The sequence below is a fragment of the Micromonospora sp. NPDC005161 genome, assembly GCF_053599855.1.
Genome location: NZ_JBSFYQ010000040.1, coordinates 23,856 through 41,925 on the forward strand (window position 1 = coordinate 23,856; position 18,070 = coordinate 41,925).

General features: G+C 71.9%; 16 protein-coding genes. 9 read left to right on the top strand and 7 right to left on the bottom strand.

The genetic code is table 11. From position 1 onward, the window contains the following. The first annotated feature begins 1 nt into the window (after position 1). From ACWD5O_RS29330 to ACWD5O_RS29350, 5 genes are read left to right on the top strand one after another with little or no spacing between them, the layout of a single operon-like run. Positions 2-958 (top strand): ABC transporter permease, encoded by a 957-nt coding sequence (locus ACWD5O_RS29330; RefSeq protein ID WP_354962559.1) that lies wholly within the window; start codon positions 2-4, stop codon positions 956-958. Continuing rightward, a complete protein-coding gene (locus ACWD5O_RS29335; protein ID WP_450087270.1) occupies positions 955-1,842 on the top strand; it encodes an ABC transporter permease in 888 nt (295 codons plus the stop codon). The genes ACWD5O_RS29330 and ACWD5O_RS29335 overlap by 4 nt, the downstream gene beginning before the upstream one ends. Continuing rightward, on the top strand, positions 1,839-2,885 hold the full coding sequence (locus ACWD5O_RS29340; RefSeq protein WP_450087271.1) for an ABC transporter ATP-binding protein: 1,047 nt from the start codon (positions 1,839-1,841) through the stop codon (positions 2,883-2,885). Before ACWD5O_RS29335 ends, ACWD5O_RS29340 begins: the two co-directional genes overlap by 4 nt. Next, positions 2,882-3,883: an ABC transporter ATP-binding protein gene (locus ACWD5O_RS29345; protein ID WP_450087272.1), complete on the top strand. Its 1,002-nt coding sequence runs from the start codon at positions 2,882-2,884 to the stop codon at positions 3,881-3,883. The genes ACWD5O_RS29340 and ACWD5O_RS29345 overlap by 4 nt, the downstream gene beginning before the upstream one ends. Next, complete coding sequence (locus tag ACWD5O_RS29350; protein ID WP_450087273.1) at positions 3,880-5,670, top strand: gamma-glutamyltransferase family protein; 1,791 nt, start codon at positions 3,880-3,882, stop codon at positions 5,668-5,670. The genes ACWD5O_RS29345 and ACWD5O_RS29350 overlap by 4 nt, the downstream gene beginning before the upstream one ends. Here the strand turns inward: ACWD5O_RS29350 and ACWD5O_RS29355 are convergent. Beyond that, positions 5,667-6,377: a GntR family transcriptional regulator gene (locus ACWD5O_RS29355; RefSeq protein ID WP_354962554.1), complete on the bottom strand. Its 711-nt coding sequence runs from the start codon at positions 6,375-6,377 to the stop codon at positions 5,667-5,669. The two genes, ACWD5O_RS29350 and ACWD5O_RS29355, sit on opposite strands and share 4 nt — an antisense overlap. A gap of 46 nt (positions 6,378-6,423) precedes the next feature. Here ACWD5O_RS29355 and ACWD5O_RS29360 point away from each other — a divergent pair, with 46 nt between their 5' ends. Together ACWD5O_RS29360 and ACWD5O_RS29365 are read left to right on the top strand one after the other, a co-directional pair. Beyond that, positions 6,424-7,140, top strand: a complete 717-nt coding sequence (locus tag ACWD5O_RS29360) for a YoaK family protein (protein WP_450087274.1) — start codon at positions 6,424-6,426, stop codon at positions 7,138-7,140. A gap of 177 nt (positions 7,141-7,317) precedes the next feature. After that, positions 7,318-11,190, top strand: coding sequence for a S8 family serine peptidase (locus ACWD5O_RS29365; RefSeq protein WP_450087275.1), 3,873 nt, complete (start codon positions 7,318-7,320; stop codon positions 11,188-11,190). Between the two features lie 49 nt (positions 11,191-11,239). Here the strand turns inward: ACWD5O_RS29365 and ACWD5O_RS29370 are convergent, their stop codons facing one another. The 5 genes from ACWD5O_RS29370 to ACWD5O_RS29390 all read right to left on the bottom strand — a co-directional run bounded on the left by ACWD5O_RS29370 (position 11,240) and on the right by ACWD5O_RS29390 (position 15,583). Then, the gene (locus tag ACWD5O_RS29370; protein ID WP_354962551.1) at positions 11,240-12,205 is read right to left on the bottom strand and encodes a helix-turn-helix domain-containing protein; all 966 of its coding nucleotides are present in this window, start codon (positions 12,203-12,205) and stop codon (positions 11,240-11,242) included. A gap of 123 nt (positions 12,206-12,328) precedes the next feature. Next, positions 12,329-12,955 carry a response regulator transcription factor gene (locus ACWD5O_RS29375; protein WP_354962550.1) on the bottom strand — a complete coding sequence of 209 codons (627 nt, stop codon included), beginning with the start codon at positions 12,953-12,955 and terminating at the stop codon, positions 12,329-12,331. Then, positions 12,952-14,157 (bottom strand): sensor histidine kinase, encoded by a 1,206-nt coding sequence (locus ACWD5O_RS29380; protein ID WP_450087300.1) that lies wholly within the window; start codon positions 14,155-14,157, stop codon positions 12,952-12,954. The genes ACWD5O_RS29375 and ACWD5O_RS29380 overlap by 4 nt, the downstream gene beginning before the upstream one ends. A 53-nt stretch (positions 14,158-14,210) precedes the next feature. Then, positions 14,211-14,657 carry an ABA4-like family protein gene (locus tag ACWD5O_RS29385; RefSeq protein WP_450087276.1) on the bottom strand — a complete coding sequence of 149 codons (447 nt, stop codon included), beginning with the start codon at positions 14,655-14,657 and terminating at the stop codon, positions 14,211-14,213. Beyond that, positions 14,654-15,583: a hypothetical protein gene (locus tag ACWD5O_RS29390; protein WP_450087277.1), complete on the bottom strand. Its 930-nt coding sequence runs from the start codon at positions 15,581-15,583 to the stop codon at positions 14,654-14,656. The genes ACWD5O_RS29385 and ACWD5O_RS29390 overlap by 4 nt, the downstream gene beginning before the upstream one ends. A 135-nt stretch (positions 15,584-15,718) precedes the next feature. Here ACWD5O_RS29390 and ACWD5O_RS29395 point away from each other — a divergent pair, with 135 nt between their 5' ends. Beyond that, complete coding sequence (locus ACWD5O_RS29395; RefSeq protein WP_450087278.1) at positions 15,719-16,501, top strand: glyoxalase; 783 nt, start codon at positions 15,719-15,721, stop codon at positions 16,499-16,501. Between the two features lie 34 nt (positions 16,502-16,535). Here ACWD5O_RS29395 and ACWD5O_RS29400 read toward each other — a convergent pair whose 3' ends face one another. Next, positions 16,536-17,186, bottom strand: coding sequence for a hypothetical protein (locus ACWD5O_RS29400; RefSeq protein WP_450087279.1), 651 nt, complete (start codon positions 17,184-17,186; stop codon positions 16,536-16,538). A gap of 92 nt (positions 17,187-17,278) precedes the next feature. Here ACWD5O_RS29400 and ACWD5O_RS29405 point away from each other — a divergent pair, with 92 nt between their 5' ends. Then, complete coding sequence (locus ACWD5O_RS29405) at positions 17,279-18,046, top strand: hypothetical protein (protein ID WP_450087280.1); 768 nt, start codon at positions 17,279-17,281, stop codon at positions 18,044-18,046. Positions 18,047-18,070: the final 24 nt, after the last annotated feature.

Genomic DNA, 18,070 nt, shown 5'->3' on the forward strand with positions numbered 1-18,070 from the left:
CGTGGCCCGGTATCTCCTCACCCGCGCCTGGCAGTCGGCGCTGACCCTGCTGTTGTCGACGATCGTGGTGTTCTTCGGCGTACGGGCGCTCCCCGGTGATCCGGCCCTCGCGTTGGCCGGGGAGGACCGTTCGCCGGAGGCGCTGGAGGCCATCCGTCGGCACTACGGGCTCGATCAGCCGCTGCCACTGCAGTTCGCGCAGTACGTGGAACGCATGGTGCAGGGCGACTTCGGGGTGTCGATCCGGACCGGTACGCCGGTCTCGTCGATGCTCACGACCGCCCTGCCGGTGACCGTTGAACTCTCCGTCCTGGCGATCCTTCTCGCCACGGCGCTCGGCGTCGGCGCCGGGGTGCTCGCGGCGGTACGCCGCGGGCGCCCGGCGGAGTGGGTGGCCAACGGCATGGCCCTGATCGGCCTGTCGGTGCCGCACTTCTGGCTCGGGCTGCTCGCGATCCTGTACCTCTCCGTGGCGACGGGGCTGTTCCCCGCCTCCGGCTTCGTGCCGATCCTGGAGGACCCGCTGGACAACCTGCACCACATCGTCCTGCCGGCGGTGATCCTCGGGACCGGCCTCGCCGCCATCATCATGCGGCAGACCCGGTCGGCGATGCTGGACTCGCTCTCCTCCGACTACGTACGGACGGCGAAGGCGAAGGGCCTGCGGCCGCGAGCCGTCATCACCCAGCACGCCCTGCGGAACAGCCTCATCGTGGTGGTGACCGTGGTGGGCCTCCAACTCGGGGGCCTGATCTCGGGCGCGGTGGTCACCGAACAGATCTTCGGGCTGCCGGGCTTCGGCAAGATGACCATCGACGCGGTGTTCCAGCGGGACTACCCGGTGATCCAGGCCGTCGTCCTGCTGACCGCGACGGCGTACATCGTGATCAACTTCTTCGTTGACCTGCTCTACTCGGTCATCGACCCACGAATCAGGGTGACGGGAGATCCGGCATGACCGTCCTCACCGTTCCCATGGCGGAGACCGGTTCCGTCAGCATCAGCCGACGTACGCGCGTTCTGCGGCGGTTGCGACGCAACCCGCTCGCCGTCGTGAGTTTCGTCGTGCTCGCGCTGGCAGCCGTCATCGCGCTGCTCTCGCCCTGGATCGCGCCGTACTCCGTCGACCAGACCGACTTCGCCCGCACGTTCGCACCCCCCGGCAGCCCCGGCCACCTGCTCGGCACCGACGACCTCGGGCGGGACGTGCTGTCCCGGATCATGCTCGGGGCGCGGGCGTCGCTCCAGGTGGGGCTCCTGGCGGTGGCCACCTCCCTGGTCATCGGTGTTCCGCTCGGGCTAGCCGCCGGCTACTTCCGGGCCTGGGACGCCGTCATCTCGCGCTTCACCGACCTGCTGCTCGCGTTCCCGTTCCTGATCATGGCGGTCGGGTTGGCGGCCATCCGGGGCGCCAGCCTCGGCAACGCCGCCGTGGCCATCGGCATCGCCCAGATCCCCGGGGTGATCCGGGTGGTGCGCTCGGACACGTTGCGGCTCAAGTCGCTGGACTTCGTCGCCGCCGCCGTCGTGGACGGCGCGAGCGACCTGTGGGTGCTCGCCCGGCACGTCCTGCCGAACGCGACATCGGTGATCCTGGTGCAGGCGACGGTCGCGATCCCGGCCGCGATCCTCGGCGAGGCGGTGCTCTCGTTCCTCGGCCTCGGCATCCAACCCCCGGCCCCCAGCCTGGGCACCATGCTGGCCACCGCCCAGCAGTTCGCCGCCCGAGCCCCGTGGGCGGCGGTCCTTCCCGGCGTCGTCATCATGGGGCTGGCGCTCGCGTTCAACGTCTTCGGCGACGCCCTCCGGGACGCCCTCGACCCGAAGGGAGACCGGGGATGACCACAGCCGAACGGGCGGGACCCGCCGCCGCGGTCGCCACACCCGTCCTGGCGGTACGCGACCTCTCGGTCTCGTTCCCCACCGAGACCGGGACCGTCTCGGCGGTCGACGGGGTCAGCCTGGATCTCGCACCCGGAGAGATCGTCGGGATGGTGGGCGAGTCGGGATGCGGAAAGAGCGTCACCGCGATGAGCATCGCGGGACTGCTCCCCGGCAGCGCCCGGATCTCCGGGTCGGTGCGGCTGAACGGCACCGAGCTCGTCGGCACCCGGGAGTCGGCGCTCCGCGGCGTACGCGGCAAGGAGATCGCCTACATCTTCCAGGAGCCCATGACGTCGCTCAATCCCGTGCTCACCGTCGGGCGGCAGATCGGCGAGGTGCTCCAGATCCACGAACGGATGTCCCGACGAGCCGCCCGGGCCCGCGCGGTCGAGCTGTTGACGCTCGTCGGGATCCCGTCCGCCGCGAAACGCGTCGACAACTATCCGCATCAGCTCTCGGGAGGCATGCGCCAGCGCGTGATGATCGCGATGGCGGTGGCCTGCGGCCCCAAGGTGCTGGTGGCCGACGAACCGACCACCGCGCTGGACGTCACGGTCCAGGCCGGCATCCTGCAGGTGCTCCGGGACCTGCGCGACCGGCTCGGCACGAGCATCCTGGTCATCACGCACGACCTCGGCGTGATCGCCGACATCGCGGACCGCGTCGTCGTCATGTACGCCGGGCGGGTGGTGGAGCGGGCACCGGTCACCGACCTGTTCGCGCACCCGTACCACCGGTACACCGCCGGGCTCCTGTCGGCGTCACCGACGCCGGGGAGGCACGCGGGCACCGACCGGTTGCAGGAGATCCCCGGTCTGGTGCCCGTCCTGTCGGTCCAGCCGGACGCGTGTACCTTCGCGGACCGGTGCCCCGCCGCCGACGAGCGGTGCCGCGAATCCGCGCCGCCCCTGGAGGTGGCGGGGGCCGGCGGCACGGACCACCTCGCGGCCTGCTGGCACCCCTGCCCGACGCCCCGCGAGCGCGAGGAGGCGAACCGATGACGGCCCAGCCGGACGCCCTGGTCATCGAGGACCTGGTGATGCACTTCGGCCCGGTACGCGCCGTGGACGGCGTGTCCCTCACGATTCCGAGGGGCCGGGTCACGGCCCTGGTGGGGGAGAGCGGCTCCGGAAAATCGACGGTGGGTCGCTGCGTGGTGCGGCTCGTGGAACCGACCGCGGGTGTGGTCCGGATCGCCGGTACGGACGTCACGCACCTGTCCCGGGGACAGCTACGCCCGCACCGCAGTGAGGTGTCGATCGTCTTCCAGGACCCCGCCGCCTCACTGGACCCGCGCATGCTGGTGGGCGAGGTCGTGGCGGAGCCGTTGCGACTGTCCGGGAAGCGGATCCCGCGGCGTGACCGGGAGGCCCGGGTCGCCACGGAGCTCGAGCGGGTGGGTCTGCGTGCCGAGGTCGCGCGCCGCTATCCCCATGAGCTCTCCGGCGGGCAGCGCCAGCGGGTCAGCATCGCGCGGGCCCTGATCTCCGAGCCCCGGTTGCTCATCGCGGACGAACCGACGAGCGCGCTCGACGTGTCCGTGCAGGCGTCGGTGCTCAACCTCCTCGCCGACCTGCAACGCGACATCGGGTTCGCCTGCCTCTTCATCACCCACGACCTGTCCGCCGTCGAGTACCTGGCGGACGACATCGCCGTCATGTACCTGGGCCAGCTCGTCGAGAAGGGTTCGCGCGAGCGGATCTTCGCTCGGCCCGCCCACCCCTACACGCAGGCGCTGCTGTCGGCGGCGCCGGTGGCCGACCCGGTCCGTCAACGGCAGCGCCAGCCGGTGCTGCTCGGCGACGACCTTCCGTCCGCCCTGGATCCGCCGTCCGGCTGCCGGTTCCGCACCCGGTGCCCGCTCGCGTTCGACCGGTGCGCGACGGAGGTGCCGGCGCAGGTGGGGATCGGCGACGGCATGGCCGCGTGCCACCTGGTCCAACCGGACGGCAGTGGGCCCGACGTCCGGGCCCCAGATACGAGTGAGGTGTTGTCATGACGTTCACCACCAGACCGACGCTGCAGGGAACCTTCGGCATGGTGTCCTCGACGCACTGGCTCGCCAGCCAGGCGGCCATGGGGATCCTCGAACGCGGCGGGAACGCCTTCGACGCCGCGGTCACCGCCGGGTTCGTCCTGCACGTCGTCGAACCACACCTCAACGGGCCGGGTGGCGAGGTACCGGCCATCGTGGCGACCGCCCAGGACCCGACCCCGAAGGTGCTGTGTGGGCAGGGGCCGGCGCCGGCCGGGGCCACCATCGCGCACTTCCGGAACCTCGGGATGGACCTCATCCCCGGATCCGGCCCGCTCGCGGCGGCCGTGCCCGGCGCCGTGGACGCCTGGCTCCTCCTGCTGCGCGACCACGGCACGCTCTCCCTCGACGAGGTGCTGGAGCCGGCGATCGGCTACGCCGGGGCGGGCCACCCACTGCTGGGTCGGGTCGGGGACACCGTGGCCACCGTCCGGTCGCTGTTCGAGGAGCACTGGCCCACCTCCGCCCAGCTCTGGCTGCGCGATGGCCGGCCTCCGGCGGCGGGGGAGCTGTTCGCCAACCCGGCCTACGCGCGCACCCTGCAGAAACTGGTTCAGGCCGGGCAGGCCGCCGGCGCGGACCGGGAGGCGCAGATCGAGGCCGCACGGCGGGCCTGGAGTACGGGTTTCGTCGCCGAGGCGATCGACCGGTTCAGCAGGGAGCCGTTCCAGGACTCCAGCGGGAGCCCGCACGCCGGGCTCGTCACCGGCGCCGACCTGGCCGCCTTCTCGGCGACCTGGGAGGAACCGGCCACCCTGGACTGGCACGGCTACTCGGTGGCGAAGACCGGGTTCTGGGGTCAGGGCCCGGTGCTGCTGGAGACGCTGTCCGTCCTCGACGCGCTCGACGACCCCGGCGCGTACGACCCGTCGACCGCGGCCGGCATCCACGCCCAGGTCGAAGCGCTCAAGCTCGCCTTCGCCGACCGCGAGGCCTGGTACGGCGACGACGCCGACGTGCCCGCCAAGGCGCTGCTCTCCCGGGAGTACGCGCGCGAGCGGGCAGCCCTCATCGGCGCCCGAGCGTCGGCGGAGCTGCGACCGGGGCGGCCGGACGGGGCGGAGCCGCACCTCCCGGCGCACGTCCGACCCGGTGCCGTCCGCCGGGCCGACTCGACGGACCCGACGACGGGGGAGCCGACGGTGCAGGCGGACGGGGTGACCCGCGGCGACACCTGCCACGTGGACGTGGTCGATCGCTGGGGCAACATGATCTCTGCTACCCCGAGTGGTGGCTGGTTGCAGAGTTCGCCCACCATTCCGGACCTCGGCTTCCCGCTGGGCAGCCGGTTGCAGATGTTCTGGCTGGAGGAGGGTCTCGCCTCGTCGCTCGCTCCGGGCCGACGCCCGCGTACCACGTTGAGCCCGACAATGGTGCACCGCGACGGGGAGCCGGTGCTGGCGTGTGGCACGCCCGGCGGCGATCAGCAGGACCAGTGGCAGTTGCCGTTCCTGCTGCGTCACCTCGCCGGCGGTCAGTCCCTTCAGGAGGCCATCGACGCGCCCGCGTGGCACACCGTCAGCCTGCCGGGGTCGTTCTACCCGCGCGCGATGGAGCCCGGTGTCCTGGTGGTGGAGGACCGCGTCGACGAGGACGTGCTGGCGGCGCTGCGGGCGTACGGGCACGAGGTGCGGCTCTCCGACGCGTGGAGCCTCGGTCGGCTCTGCGCGGTGACCCGCGACCCGGCCACCGGCGTGCTCGCTGCCGGCGCGAACCCGCGGGGCATGCAGGGCTACGCGTGCGGGCGTTAGCGGGTGCCGGTGCCGTAGCCGCCCTCGGCGTTCTCGTAGGCGGCCGCGGACGCCGCGTCGAGATGGGCGAGGGCGGCCCGCTCGGCGCGGTCGCCGTCGCCTGACTCGATGGCGTCGACCAACTGGATGTGCTCGGCCCACGAGTGTGGTGCGCGTTCCGCGGCCCCCAGCCGAAAGACCCACTGGACATGGAGGTACAGCGCCTTGGCGATCGACGACAGCCAGGGGTTGCCGCTGATCTGGAGGATCCGCAGGTGCAGGGCGCTGTTCAACTCGGCGACCCGGCGCAGGTCCTGGCGCTCCGTCGCCTCCCGGCCCTGCTCCAGCAGCAGCCGCAGGGCGGCCACGTCCGCCTTGGTCGCCCGCTCGGCCGCCAGCCGGGCGGCCAGTGCCTCCAGGCGCTCGCGGACGACGAACATGTCCGAGATGGTGCCGCTGCTCGGGGAGGCGACGACCGCGCCGCGGCGGGGGAGGATCACGACGAAGCCCTCCGCCTCCGCGACGCGCAGCGCCTCGCGGACCGGGTTGCGGGAGACGCCGAAGTCCTCGGCCAGCCGGTCCTCGGTCAGCCGCTCCCCGGGCAGGTAGTCGCCGTCGATGATGGCGGTCCGCAGGGCGGTGAGGACCTGGTCGCGTAGCGGCAGGTGTTGAGTGCCGAGCTTGTCCCGCAGATCTTCAGCCACCTGGATCGCCTCTCCGTGAATCATCCGGGGCAAAGTGTATACGAAGAACAATCTTTGGAGGTAGCCGACAGTGTCGAGCACAGCGCCCCACGTCACCCGCCCCTCCAGCACCCCGTACGGACGGCAGCGCCTCCTGCGTCGACGGCAGGCACTCGTCGTCGTCCTCACCTTCCTCACCGGCAGTGCCGACGCCATCGGCTTCCTCTCCCTGGGCGGAGCCTTCTCCAGCGTCATGACCGGCAACATGGTCCTGCTCGGACTCTCGGCCGGTAGAGGTGACGCCGAGCTCGCCCTGACCTCGGGGTGCGCCATCGTCGCCTTCATCGTCGGTGTCCTCGCGGGCGCCCGCCTCGTCGGCTCGGCCCAGCCGGACGACCCCGTCTGGCCACGGCGGGTCACCTGGGCGCTCGTCCTGGAACTCCTGGTGTTCGTCGTGTTCCTCATCGTCTGGGAGGTCAACCTCCCGCACCACGACGACCACGTGGACGTCGCGCTCCTGTTGCTGTCGGCAGCGGCGCTGGGCGTGCAGAGCAGTGCGATTCAGCGCTTCGGCGTGCCGGGCCTGTCCTCCACGTACCTGACCGGGACCCTGACGAGCCTGATCGCCGGCGTGGCGGCGCGCAGCCCGTGGGACAGCCTGCGGCCCAAGGCCCAGGTCCTGCTGGCCCTGATCACCGGCGCGGCGGTCGGAGCCCTGGTCGCCCTGCACCTGCCGGTGGTCGCGCCGGCGCTGCTGATCGTGCCGCTCGTGCTCGTCATTGTCGTGTCCACGCGGCTGCGGGACTGAACGTCCACCCCTTCGCAGTGGCGCGCCGGTGTCGGTGGGGCCAACGCCCGATGGCGGAGACCCGCCATGTCCGTGCTTCGCCAGCGATCATGCCGCTCCACCGGGCGCTCCGCGGCTGAGAATCGGCGACGGCGGTGTCGGCCTTCCCGGGCGACCGCCCGAGGGAGGAACGTCTTCATGCTCAGATCCAGACACCGGGCACCCCGGGCCATGAGCGCCATCGGCGCCGCTCTGGCCGTCGTGCTGACCCTGCCCACCGGCGTCGCCGTGGCCGCACCCACGCCCGCGTCCACCGGCGGCGCGGTCGACCCGCTGCGCAAGGTGGACCCGCGCGTGCTCGGGCCGGCCCGCACCGGCGCCAGCACCAGCTTCTTCGTCGAGCTGACCGACGAGGCCAAACTGGACCAGGGCGACCTGGACCGTGTCGAGAGGTCCGTCGGCGGCCGCGCCGGACGTGTCGCTCGCACCAAGCGGGTCTACGAGACCAAGGTGGCGCACGCCGAGAAGACCCAACGCGGGCTCCGCTCGCTGCTGCGGGACCGGCACGCCGACTTCACCCCGTACTGGATCGCGAACGTCATCGAGGTCAGCGGTGACCTGAACCTGCTGACCGAGGTGGCCCGCCGGGCGGACGTCGAGCGGATCACCGCGATCGGCGGGACCCGACTGGAGGAGCCGGTCCGCACCGCCGGAGCGTCCGCCGACACCACCCAACTGCCGTGGAACCTGGGCGCGGTCGGCGCCGACAAGGTCTGGCGCGAGTACGGCACGCGCGGCGAGGGCGTCGTCGTCGGCAGCATCGACTCCGGCGTGCAGTACGACCACCCGGCGCTGGTCCGGCAGTACCGCGGCAACAACGACGACGGCACCTTCACCTCCGACTACAACTGGTTCGACCCGACCGGGATCTGCCTGCCCTCGACGCCCTGCGACAACTACGGGCACGGCACCCACACCGTCGGGTCGATGCTCGGCGACGACGGCGAGGGCCGGATCACGGGGGTGGCCCCGGGTGCCACCTGGATCGCGGCCAAGGGCTGCGAGGCCAATTACTGCAGCAACAGCTCGCTGCTCGCCGCCGGCCAGTGGATGCTCGCGCCCACCGACCACAACGGCGAGAACCCCCGCCCCGACCTCGCGCCGGACATCATCAACAACTCCTGGGGCGGCCACGACGGTGACCCCACCTTCTACGACACGATCATCGACTCCTGGGTCGCCGCCGGCATCTTCCCGGTCTTCGCGGTCGGCAACGAGGCCGAAGAGATGCCCGAGCCGTGCGGCACGGCCGGCCATCCGGCGATCAACCCCTTGGCGTACGCAGTCGGCGCGACCGACGCCGGCGGCACGATCGCCCCGTTCTCCAGCCGTGGGCCGGGCCCGGACGGCACGGTCCGGCCCGACATCACCGCCCCCGGCGTCGGCATCCTGTCCACGATCCCGGGCAACGACTGGGGCCTGAGCGACGGCAGCTCGATGGCCGCCCCGCACGTCGCGGGAGCGGTCGCGCTGGCCTGGTCGGCCGTGCCCAACCTGCGCCGTGACCTGGTGATCACCCGCGAGCTGCTGGACCGCACCGCACACGACGTCAACGACCTGCAGTGCGGCGGAACCCCCGCCGACAACAACGTCTACGGTGAGGGCCGGCTCGACGCGTACGACCTGGTGACCCAGGCCTCGACCGAGCAGCTCGGCGGTGTCGTGGTGCACGCGACGGTGGGCGGGGTCGCCCTGTCCGGGGCGCGGATCACCCTCACCTCCGCGCTGGTCAGCCGCGGCGCCCGCAGCGACGCACACGGCACCGTCCAGCTGGGTCGTGTCCCGGCCGGCGAGTACACGCTGACCGCGTCGTTCTTCGCGCGCAAGACCGTGCGGCAGACGATCACCGTGCCGGCCAGCGGCACGACCAACACGACGCTGGACCTGTCCGAGCCCGCCGCCTGGCAGCCCATCCAGGGCCGGGTCACCGACCCGGCCGGTGAGCCGGTCGTGGGTGCCCGGCTGGCGCTCGTCGGGGAGACGTTCCCGGCGTTCGTCACCGACGCCAAGGGCCGCTACAGCGGGCTGCTGCCCGAGGCCGACTACGACGTGCTGGTCGAGTACGGCCGGTGGCTGGCACCGAAGACGGTGGCGTTGACCGTGGACGGGCCGGAGACGGTGGACGTGGCGCTCGCCGCGAAGGCCGACCGGCACGGTTACCGGGCCGGGACCGCCGCCGCCGGTTGGACCGATGGCGGCAGCGTGCTCGCCCTCACCGGCGACACCGCGAGCCGGGGCCTCGACCTGCCGTTCCCGATGACGTTCTACGGCAGCACCTACCGCCGGATCACCGTGCACACCGACGGCTACCTGACCTTCGGCGCGGACGCGACCACCTCGGTCGGCGACAACGGGCCGCTGCCCGCGCCGGCGGTCTCCGCCCCGGCCGTCTACGCGTTCTGGGACGACCTGGTCCTGGACCACGCCTCGACCGTGCGCACCCGGGTCTCCGGGGCCGGTATGAACCGGCAGTTCGTGGTCAGCTGGACCCGGGCCGCGCTCAAGAGCGCGCCGAAGACCCGGGTCGACGTGCAGGTGCGCCTCGGTGAGAACGGCAACGTCACCATCGAGTACCGCAAGCTCGGCGCCACCGGGGCGGCGACCGGCGGTTCGGCGACCGTCGGCATCGAGGACGCCACCGGCCGGGACGCGCTGACGTACTCCCGCGACGAGCAGGTGCTCGACGCCGCACGCGCGGTCACCTTCCGGCTTCCCGGCCGCGGTCTGCTGCGGGGCACGGTGAGCGACGCCAACGACCGCCAGCCGCTGGCCGGCGCGACGGTACGGGTCGAGTCACCGGACGCGCCGCAGCCGATCACCGCGACCACCGACCCGGACGGCTTTTACCAGTTGGAGGCGCCGGTCGGACCGGTCACCGTGACCGCCCTGCAACCGGGCTATGACCTGCCGAGCACCTCGGTCGCCGTGGCGGAGGCCAAGGTGGTCAAGCGCGACCTGGCACTGCGTACGCCGCTGCTGCTGACCAACCGGAACGCGGTCGCGCTGACCGCGCGGGCCGGGGTGACCCGGACCGCGACGGTGACCCTGAACAACCGGGGTGACCTGCCGGCCACCTGGTTGGCCCGGGAAATCAACTCGCCCACCCCGCCGTCCGGCATCCCCGGTCGGGTGCTCAGCTCGTTCCCGGTGAAGGAGCTCTACAACGCGTTCGGCGTCGGGTACCGCAACGGCGAGTTGATCGTCTCCAACTCGTACCTGTTCGGGCAGCTGCAGCGCTTCACCACCGACGGCCGCTCGCTGGGCAAGGGCGTGCTCCCGATCGGCGGCTGGCCGTCGGACATGGCGTACGTGCCGAACCGGGACCTGATGTGCGCGCCGAAGATGTCGTTCGTCGGGGACCTGCCGATCGTGTGCTTCGACCCGGACACCCTGGAGGTGAAGGAGACCATCACCGGGCCGTGGGCCGGCAAGCTCTACTACGGGCTGGCCCACCGCGCGTCGGACGACACCTTCTACCTCAGCGGCGACGGGGTCATCCGGCACCTCGCCGGCCTGTCCCACCCGCAGCCCGGGTCGGTGCTGAGCGAGTGCACCCCGCCCATCCCATGGATGACCGGGCTGGCCCTCAACGAGGAACACAACGTGTTGTGGGGCATCAACCAGGATTCCAAGGAGTCGATCTGGGCACTCGACCCGGCCACCTGCCAGCCGCTCGCCTCGCTGCCCGACCCGGACCCGAACCCGCTCAGCGGCGCCGGGCTCGACCTGGACGAGCGGGGTGACCTGTGGGTGCTCGGTAACGCGACCGGCCGGCCGTACGGCAGCAAGGTCTACCACGTCGACGGTTCGCTTCCGGCGTACAGCGACGTGCCGTGGCTGTCCGCCGCCGCGTCCGGTCAGGTGGAGCCGGGGGCGAAGGTCGGCCTGACCGTCACCGTCGACACCACCGGCCTGGCCCCGGGTACGCACGTCGCCACGCTGCTGGTGACCAACAACGGTGCGAAGGGGGCGGCGACCCCGATCACCGTGTCGGTCACCGTCACGAAGTGAGGACCGGGGCCTGCCGACACCTCCAGGGTCGGCAGGCCCCGCCTCGGGCTCAGAGCCAGCCGTTGCGGGCGACGAACCACCCGAGCTGCATCCGGGTGGCGCTGCCGGTCGCGTCCATCAACTGTCGCAGCCGCCGCTGCACGGTACGCAGGGAGATGCCCAGCTGGGAGGCGACCGCCTTGTCGGGCAGGCCGGTCATCAGCAACGACAGGATCTGCCGGTCGGTCGGGGTGGGTGCGCCCTGCCGGTCGACGTCGTCGATCAGGGCCGTGGCGGGGGCGAGCCGCAGCGGCGTGGCCCGGTCCCACACCTCGGTGAACAGCGCCACGAGCACCTCCACCCAGGTGACACCGCGGACCACCAGCGCCCAGGGTTCGACGCTCTGGTCCTGGGTCGGGAAGGAGAGCAGCGCCACCCGACGGTCGGCGACGGCGAGCTTCGCCGGCACGTTCGTGGCGACCCGTGCCTGCTCCCCGGCCGCGACGAACCGGCCGATGTGGGCCGCGGCGCCCGGCCGTTCCAGCCCGTGTCGGTCGTAGACGACGCGGAAGCGGACGCCCCGGTCGAGCAGTTCCACCTCGGTCGGGTTGTCGTGCAGCACAGCCGCGTACGGCGGGCGGTCGAAGCCGAGCACCTCGTCCTGGGCGCCGCGCAGGAACTGGTCGAACGCCTGCATGATCGCGGGCACGCCGACCACCAGTTGGACGCCCTGGTCCATCGGGTCCGCGGCGCGTTGCTCCCGCAGCCACTCCGACAGGCCGACGCGCGCCTCCTGGAGTTCGCGCATCCGCTGATTGAGCAGCGACTCGATGGCCAAATCGGGGGGAGCGGCGCCGGCGCGGCCGGCGACCAGGCGTACCAGGCCGGCCCGGGCGAGCGCGTCGAGCGCCTGCTCCGCCTCGGCCACGGTGACCGCGACGCGTTGGGCCAGCTCGGTCGCGGTACCCGCCCGGCCGCGAACCAGCTCCAGGTAGACCGTCTCCTCCAGCTCGGTCAGACCGAATGCGCTCAGCAACTGTCCACCAGACCCGACTAGGGCGGCCCACCGTGCGCGGGGGTCCGCTGTAGTCGATCTTGGAGCGCTCCCAGCGGTACGTCAAGGGGCACGACCACGCCGATGTCGCGTCTCTTCCCGCCCTCAGGCGCCGCGGGCGAACAGGGCCAGGCGTACCCGGTTGGGGCTGTCGGTCTTCGTCATCAGGTTGGTGATGTGCGTCTTGACCGTGGTCACGCCAATGTGCAGCCGGTCGGCGATCTCGGTATTGGACAGACCCTCGGCGACCAGGTTCAGCACGTCCTGCTCGCGGGCGGTCAGGCCCTGCACCGGCCGGGGCGTCTCGGCGCGGGCGTGCACCGCGCGCTGGACCAGGCGTTGCAGCACCTCGGGGCTGAACGGACTGTCACCCACGGCCGCCCGGCGGATGCCGTCCACGAGCTCGGCGGGTGGTGCGTCCTTGAGCAGGAATCCGCAGGCGCCGGCGGTCAGGGCGGGATAGAGGTGGTCGTCGTCGCCGAAGGTGGTCAGCACCAGGACGCGGGTGGCGGGGCGCTCGGCGAGGATGCGGCTGGTCGCCGTGATTCCGTCGACGCCGGGCATGCGCAAATCCATGACGACGACGTCGGGGATCAGCCGCGCGGCCAGCGGGATCGCGTCGCGGCCGTTGTCGGCCTCGCCGACCACCTCGATGTCGGGTTGGGCGTCGCAGAGCATGCGCAGACCCGCCCGGATGAGGTGCTGGTCGTCGACCAGCAGGACGCGGATCACGCCGGCTCCGGCGCGGGTGACCCGGCGGGTGCCTCGCGGTCACGGGGCACCGACACGGCCGGCGTCCCGGCGGCGGGTGCGGAGGCCACGGCCGGGAGGACGGTGCGCACCCGCCATCCGGCGCCGGTCCGGCCCGCCTCCAGCCGACCGCCGAGGACCTCGACGCGCTCGCGCATGCCGGTGATGCCGTGCCCGCCTCCGGACGGCACCGCCACCGGCACCGCGCCGCGCCCGTTGTCCGAGACCTCCCAGTGCACCGCCCCGTCGCGGACGGCGACCACGAGGTGCGCCAACGCGGACGTCCCGGCGTGCCTGGCCACGTTGGTCAGCGCCTCCTGGGTCAGGCGCAGCACGGCCAGGCCGCGTACCGCGTCGAGTGAGCCGACCGCCGGGTCGATGTCGGCCTCCACGGTGATTCCCGCCTGGCGGGCCCGGTCGACCGTCGCACCGAGTGCCGCCGGGAGCGCGGACGGCTCGATCGCGGTCAGCGCCGCGTCACCGCGTACCCCGTCGGGGTCGCGTAGGACCGTGACCAGCCGGCGCATCTCGGCCAGCGCGGCGGTCCCCGTGCCGTGCACGTCGTCGAACACCTCGCCCACCCGGGGATCCAGGTCCGTGAGCACGTGCCGGGCCACACCGACCCGCAGGACCATCGACGCCACGTGATGCGCGACGACGTCGTGCAGCTCGCGGGCGATGGCGCTGCGTTCGTCGGCGCGCGCGGCGCGACTCTCCGACTCGTGCCGGCGCTGCTCCGCCGTCGCCCGCTCCACGGCCTGCCGACCGAGCTCCCGGTTGGTCCGGATGACCAGGCCGAGCAGCACCGGCACGCCAACCTCCAGAGTCAGCCCGAAGACACCGGAGGCGAACCGGCCGATCGGATCACCGATCGAGTCGGTCAGATCGACCACGGCCAGCAGCACGGCGGCGAGCCAGATGCGGCGCGCTCGACGCGCCCGCATCGTCACCTCGAGCAACGCCCAGCTGGCGCCCACCTGGTTGATCGTGGTGTCGTCGATCAGGGGGATCGCGACCGCCAGCAGCCCGGCCTGCACCACCAGGTTGACCAGCGGCCGACGGTGGAACACCAGCCCGAGGGCGAACGCGACCACCGCGAGGACCCACTGCGTGGCCGTCGGCGGCCGGCCGGCCTGGGTGCCGAAAACCAGGTAGCCCAGGCCGCTGACGTCGAGCAGCACCATCCGCACGAGCGTGTCCCGCGTATCGAACAGCCGTCCCACCCACCGCACGGTGGTCAGCCTAGGCCCTGCGGCCCGGGGACACGTCCCTGCGGCCACCGGTATCGAACCGCGAGGTAGGCGGCCAGGCCGAGCGGTCCGAGCAGAATGGTCAGCACCAGCACCGGAGCCATGACCAGCGCCGGTACCCCCCGTTCCCGGCTGTCCAGCCACGCCCACCGCCCGACGAACAGATCAAACGCGATCATGTGCGCCCACCCCGCCGCCGCGCCGTCGGAGGTGCCGAGCAGGTCGCGCACGCCGTCCAGGGTCGGTGACGCCACGGCCGGCAGCACGTCACCGAACGCCGGGATCACCAGCAGCGCGTAGATCACCACGACCGGCAGCACGATCAGCGGCGAGGAGATGATCCGTGCGGTCCACGACCAGCGGGGCAGCAGGATCATCAGCGCCCAGAACGGCGCGGCCACCGCGAACGTCAGGGTGAACAGGGTCCCGGTCATGCGGCCAGCGCCAGTTCCGGGCTGCGCCGGCGAGCCAGCACCACGCCGGTGGCGGTCGCGGTCGCGACCACCAGGGCCGCGACGGCGGCCAGCGTGAGCGCGTCCGGGCGCAGCAGCGGCTGCCCGCGCAGGGCCTGCCAGGTCAACAACACCGTGAGTACGCCGTACGCCGCGCCCGCCACGACCACCAGCCGTGCCCGGGTGCGCTCGTCCAACCGCGCCCCGAGGAACCGGCTCAGCAGGATCGCCAGGATCGGCAGTGCCTGCAGCGCGTGCAGCCCCACGAAGTGCCCGATCCGCAGATCCCCGCCGGTGGTGCTCCAGCCGACCAGCGGCAGCCCCTGCCCGCCGTCGAGTACGCCGACCGCGTGCGCCCCGGAGACCCCGTCGATCCCCGGATCCTGCATCGGCAGCACCATCGGCACCGCCGCGAGCATGCCCAGCAGCGACAGGCCGAGCCCCCACCCGACGGCGCGGGCGGCGGCCCGATCGGTGATCCGCCGGATCAGCACCACGAGCCCGATGACGAAGTGCGCGGCGAACAGGACCATGATCGCCGCACCCATCGCCGTGAAGAGGGCGGCGTTCAGTGGGCTGGTTCCGTTGAAGTGGCTGGTCGTGCCGCGGAGCACCTGCCCGACGATCACCACCATCTCGATCACCGCCATCGAGACGATGACCGTGCCCGCCCACTCCGCGACCCGGCTGCGGCGCGGCAGCAGGGAGAGCATCCAGGCGAGGGTCGTGCCGTACACCACGAAGGACACGGCGAACTTGAACGGCTTGAGCCAGATCGGCGACCCGGTGAGGACGCGCGAGTCGACGAGGATGCCGACCGCGGAGATGACGGTGAGCACCGCCATCGCGTAGACGAAAACCATCAGGGGGCGGTGCCAGTGTGCCGCCCGGCGCAGCGCGGTAGTCATGCCTGTAGATACTTCCGACCGCGTCCGCTCATCGCGTCCGACCGCGAGCCCCGGTTGCGGCCGCCGGTCGGAGCGGCGCCTCCTCCCTGGGTAGGAGACGAAACCTGGTCGGGGTCCTTCGCCGACGCTGGCAGAATGGCCGGTCTGTCGACCGGACCGGGGGTGGCGATGACGACGAACGAGGACCGTGTCCAGCCGAACGAGACCACGGTGCCGCTGCTGCACTGCGTGTCACCCGAGGAGACCCTGGCGTTCTGGCGTTCCCTGGGGTTCGAGGTGACCTACGAGCAGACGAAGCCGTACGTCTACCTGGCCTTGCGGTGGAGTGGGTTCGAGCTGCACTACGGCCGCGCGCCACTTGGGTTGGACCCGTCGGCGGAGACCACCGGCGGCTGCCTGGTGATGGTTGACGCGGTCGCTGCGTACCACGCGTCGTTCACCGAGGCGATGCGCCGCACCTACGGCAAGGTGCTCGCCAAGGGACTGCCCCGGATGACCCGCTACCGGCCCGGCGCGTCGCGGTTCAGCATCGTCGACCCGTCGGGCAACACCATCATCTTCATCCAGCGGGACGAGCCCGTGGAGTTGGAGTACGGCGGGTCGACGACGTTGCAGGGGTTGTCCCGGGTGCTCGACAACGCGCGGATCCTGCGCGAGTTCAAGTCCGACGACCGGGCGGCGTACCGGGCGCTCAACTCGGGGCTGCGCCGGCACGGCGACGGCGCGTCGGCCGTCGAACAGGGGTTGGCGCTCGCCGGGCTGATCGAACTGTCGGTGGCGCTGGGGGAGCCGGAGCGCGTGCCGGACTGGGGGACCCGGCTCCGGGCGCTGTCGCTGACCACCGAGGAGCGTGCGCAGGTGGACAAGGCGGTCGCCGACCCCGCGGTGCTCGGACCGTGGATGCCCGACGCGAACTGACCTTGTCGGCGGGTCAGCGAACCACGCGGCCTATTCAGCCGACGGGCTGGCACTCGCGGGTCGTCGGGTCATCCGGTGCGCAGAGCGCGATGCTGTAGCGCAGCGAGAACTCGTAGGGGTGGCCCCCGGACGTGTAGCGCAGGACCAGTTGCTCGGCGATGGCCGTCTGGTGACCGACCTTTCGCACCCGCAGCGACAGCCCGGCCATGGCCTCGGGGTCGTTCCTGACCTGCGGGTCGTCAGCGACGCAAGCTGCGGCTCTGTCGAGGACAACCGGACCGCCAGACAGAGGAGTGGCACTGCGGTCGACGGAACTGCGCAACGGTGAGAGCGCGAAGGCTTCAACCCGGATTTCGCCCTTGGACGACTCGGCCTCGACCTCGTTGATGGTCACTCGACCCGGCCGGTCGAGGCAGATCCCTGCGCTGCCTGTGGTGCTGAGAACGTGAACGGTGTCCGGGCCGACGTTGTGAAACCTCTGCCCCGCCCCCTTGTAGGAAGCCTTGACGGTGATGCGCGCGTCCTTCGCGTCCTGCCGTGCGTCGCTGGCGGTTGGCCCGGCCGTGGCGGTCGCGTCGTGCGCCGGCACGGCACCAGCGTCTCGCTGGCCTGTTCCGCAGGAGCCGAGCATCGCGACGAGCGCGGCCACGGCGACGCGCCCAGCCCCACGCGAGTAGGTGGTCACCGCAACAGCGTGGCACAACGGGCATGTCGGGCGCTGCCCCTGAAGATGGCTTCACCACGGGGAATGCCCGAGCAGAGACGACGAGGTGAAAAATGAGCCACTACACACCGCTGGCGACCGCCCGAGCACGAAGGATGCTCGCGCTGACCCTGCCGATACTCGGCGCCGTCGCGCTCACCACCGCCTGCACCGTTCGCGAGGACCAGCCCGGCCCGGCTTCGTCGACCGCACCGCCGACGACCGCGTCGGCACCGACGAACCAGGTCGACCAACCATCTCCGAGCGCAAGCACCCGGGTGACGATCCCGACGTCGGCCTTCGTCGAACTGCCACCCGAACTGCGCAAGTCCCCCCGACGGGCGACGCCCGTCGCGGACGCCCTGCCGACGATGTGCGGCAACGAGTTCGGCACCGGAGGCCGACAGGTCACCGCGAGCGCCTCGATGACCGTCACCTACAAGACGCCCGACGAACCAGCCAGCAACGTGCCGCAAGGCATGATCCATCAAACGATCTTCACCTTCGATGGCCACGGCGCCGCGGACTACATGCGACGGCTCCGCAGTGCCGTGCAGGCCTGTCCCTCCTACAAGGAGGCCGGAAACGCCGTCGACGTCGAGGGGCGAGCTCTGCCCGGCGTCGGAGACGAGGCGTTGCTGGTGACCAGAACGTGGGCCGAGACGAGCATGAACGGAGAACGCACCGGCGGCACCGCGTCCAGCCAGATCGCCGTGGCACGCGTCGACGGCACCGTGACCGTGCTCAACGATCAGGGCTGGGAAGGCACCAGTGGCAACTCCGCCATCATGAACCGGGTCGTGCGCGACAGCGTCCAGACCATCGACACCTGGCAGCGGTAGCCCTCGACAGGATCGGCAGGGCCG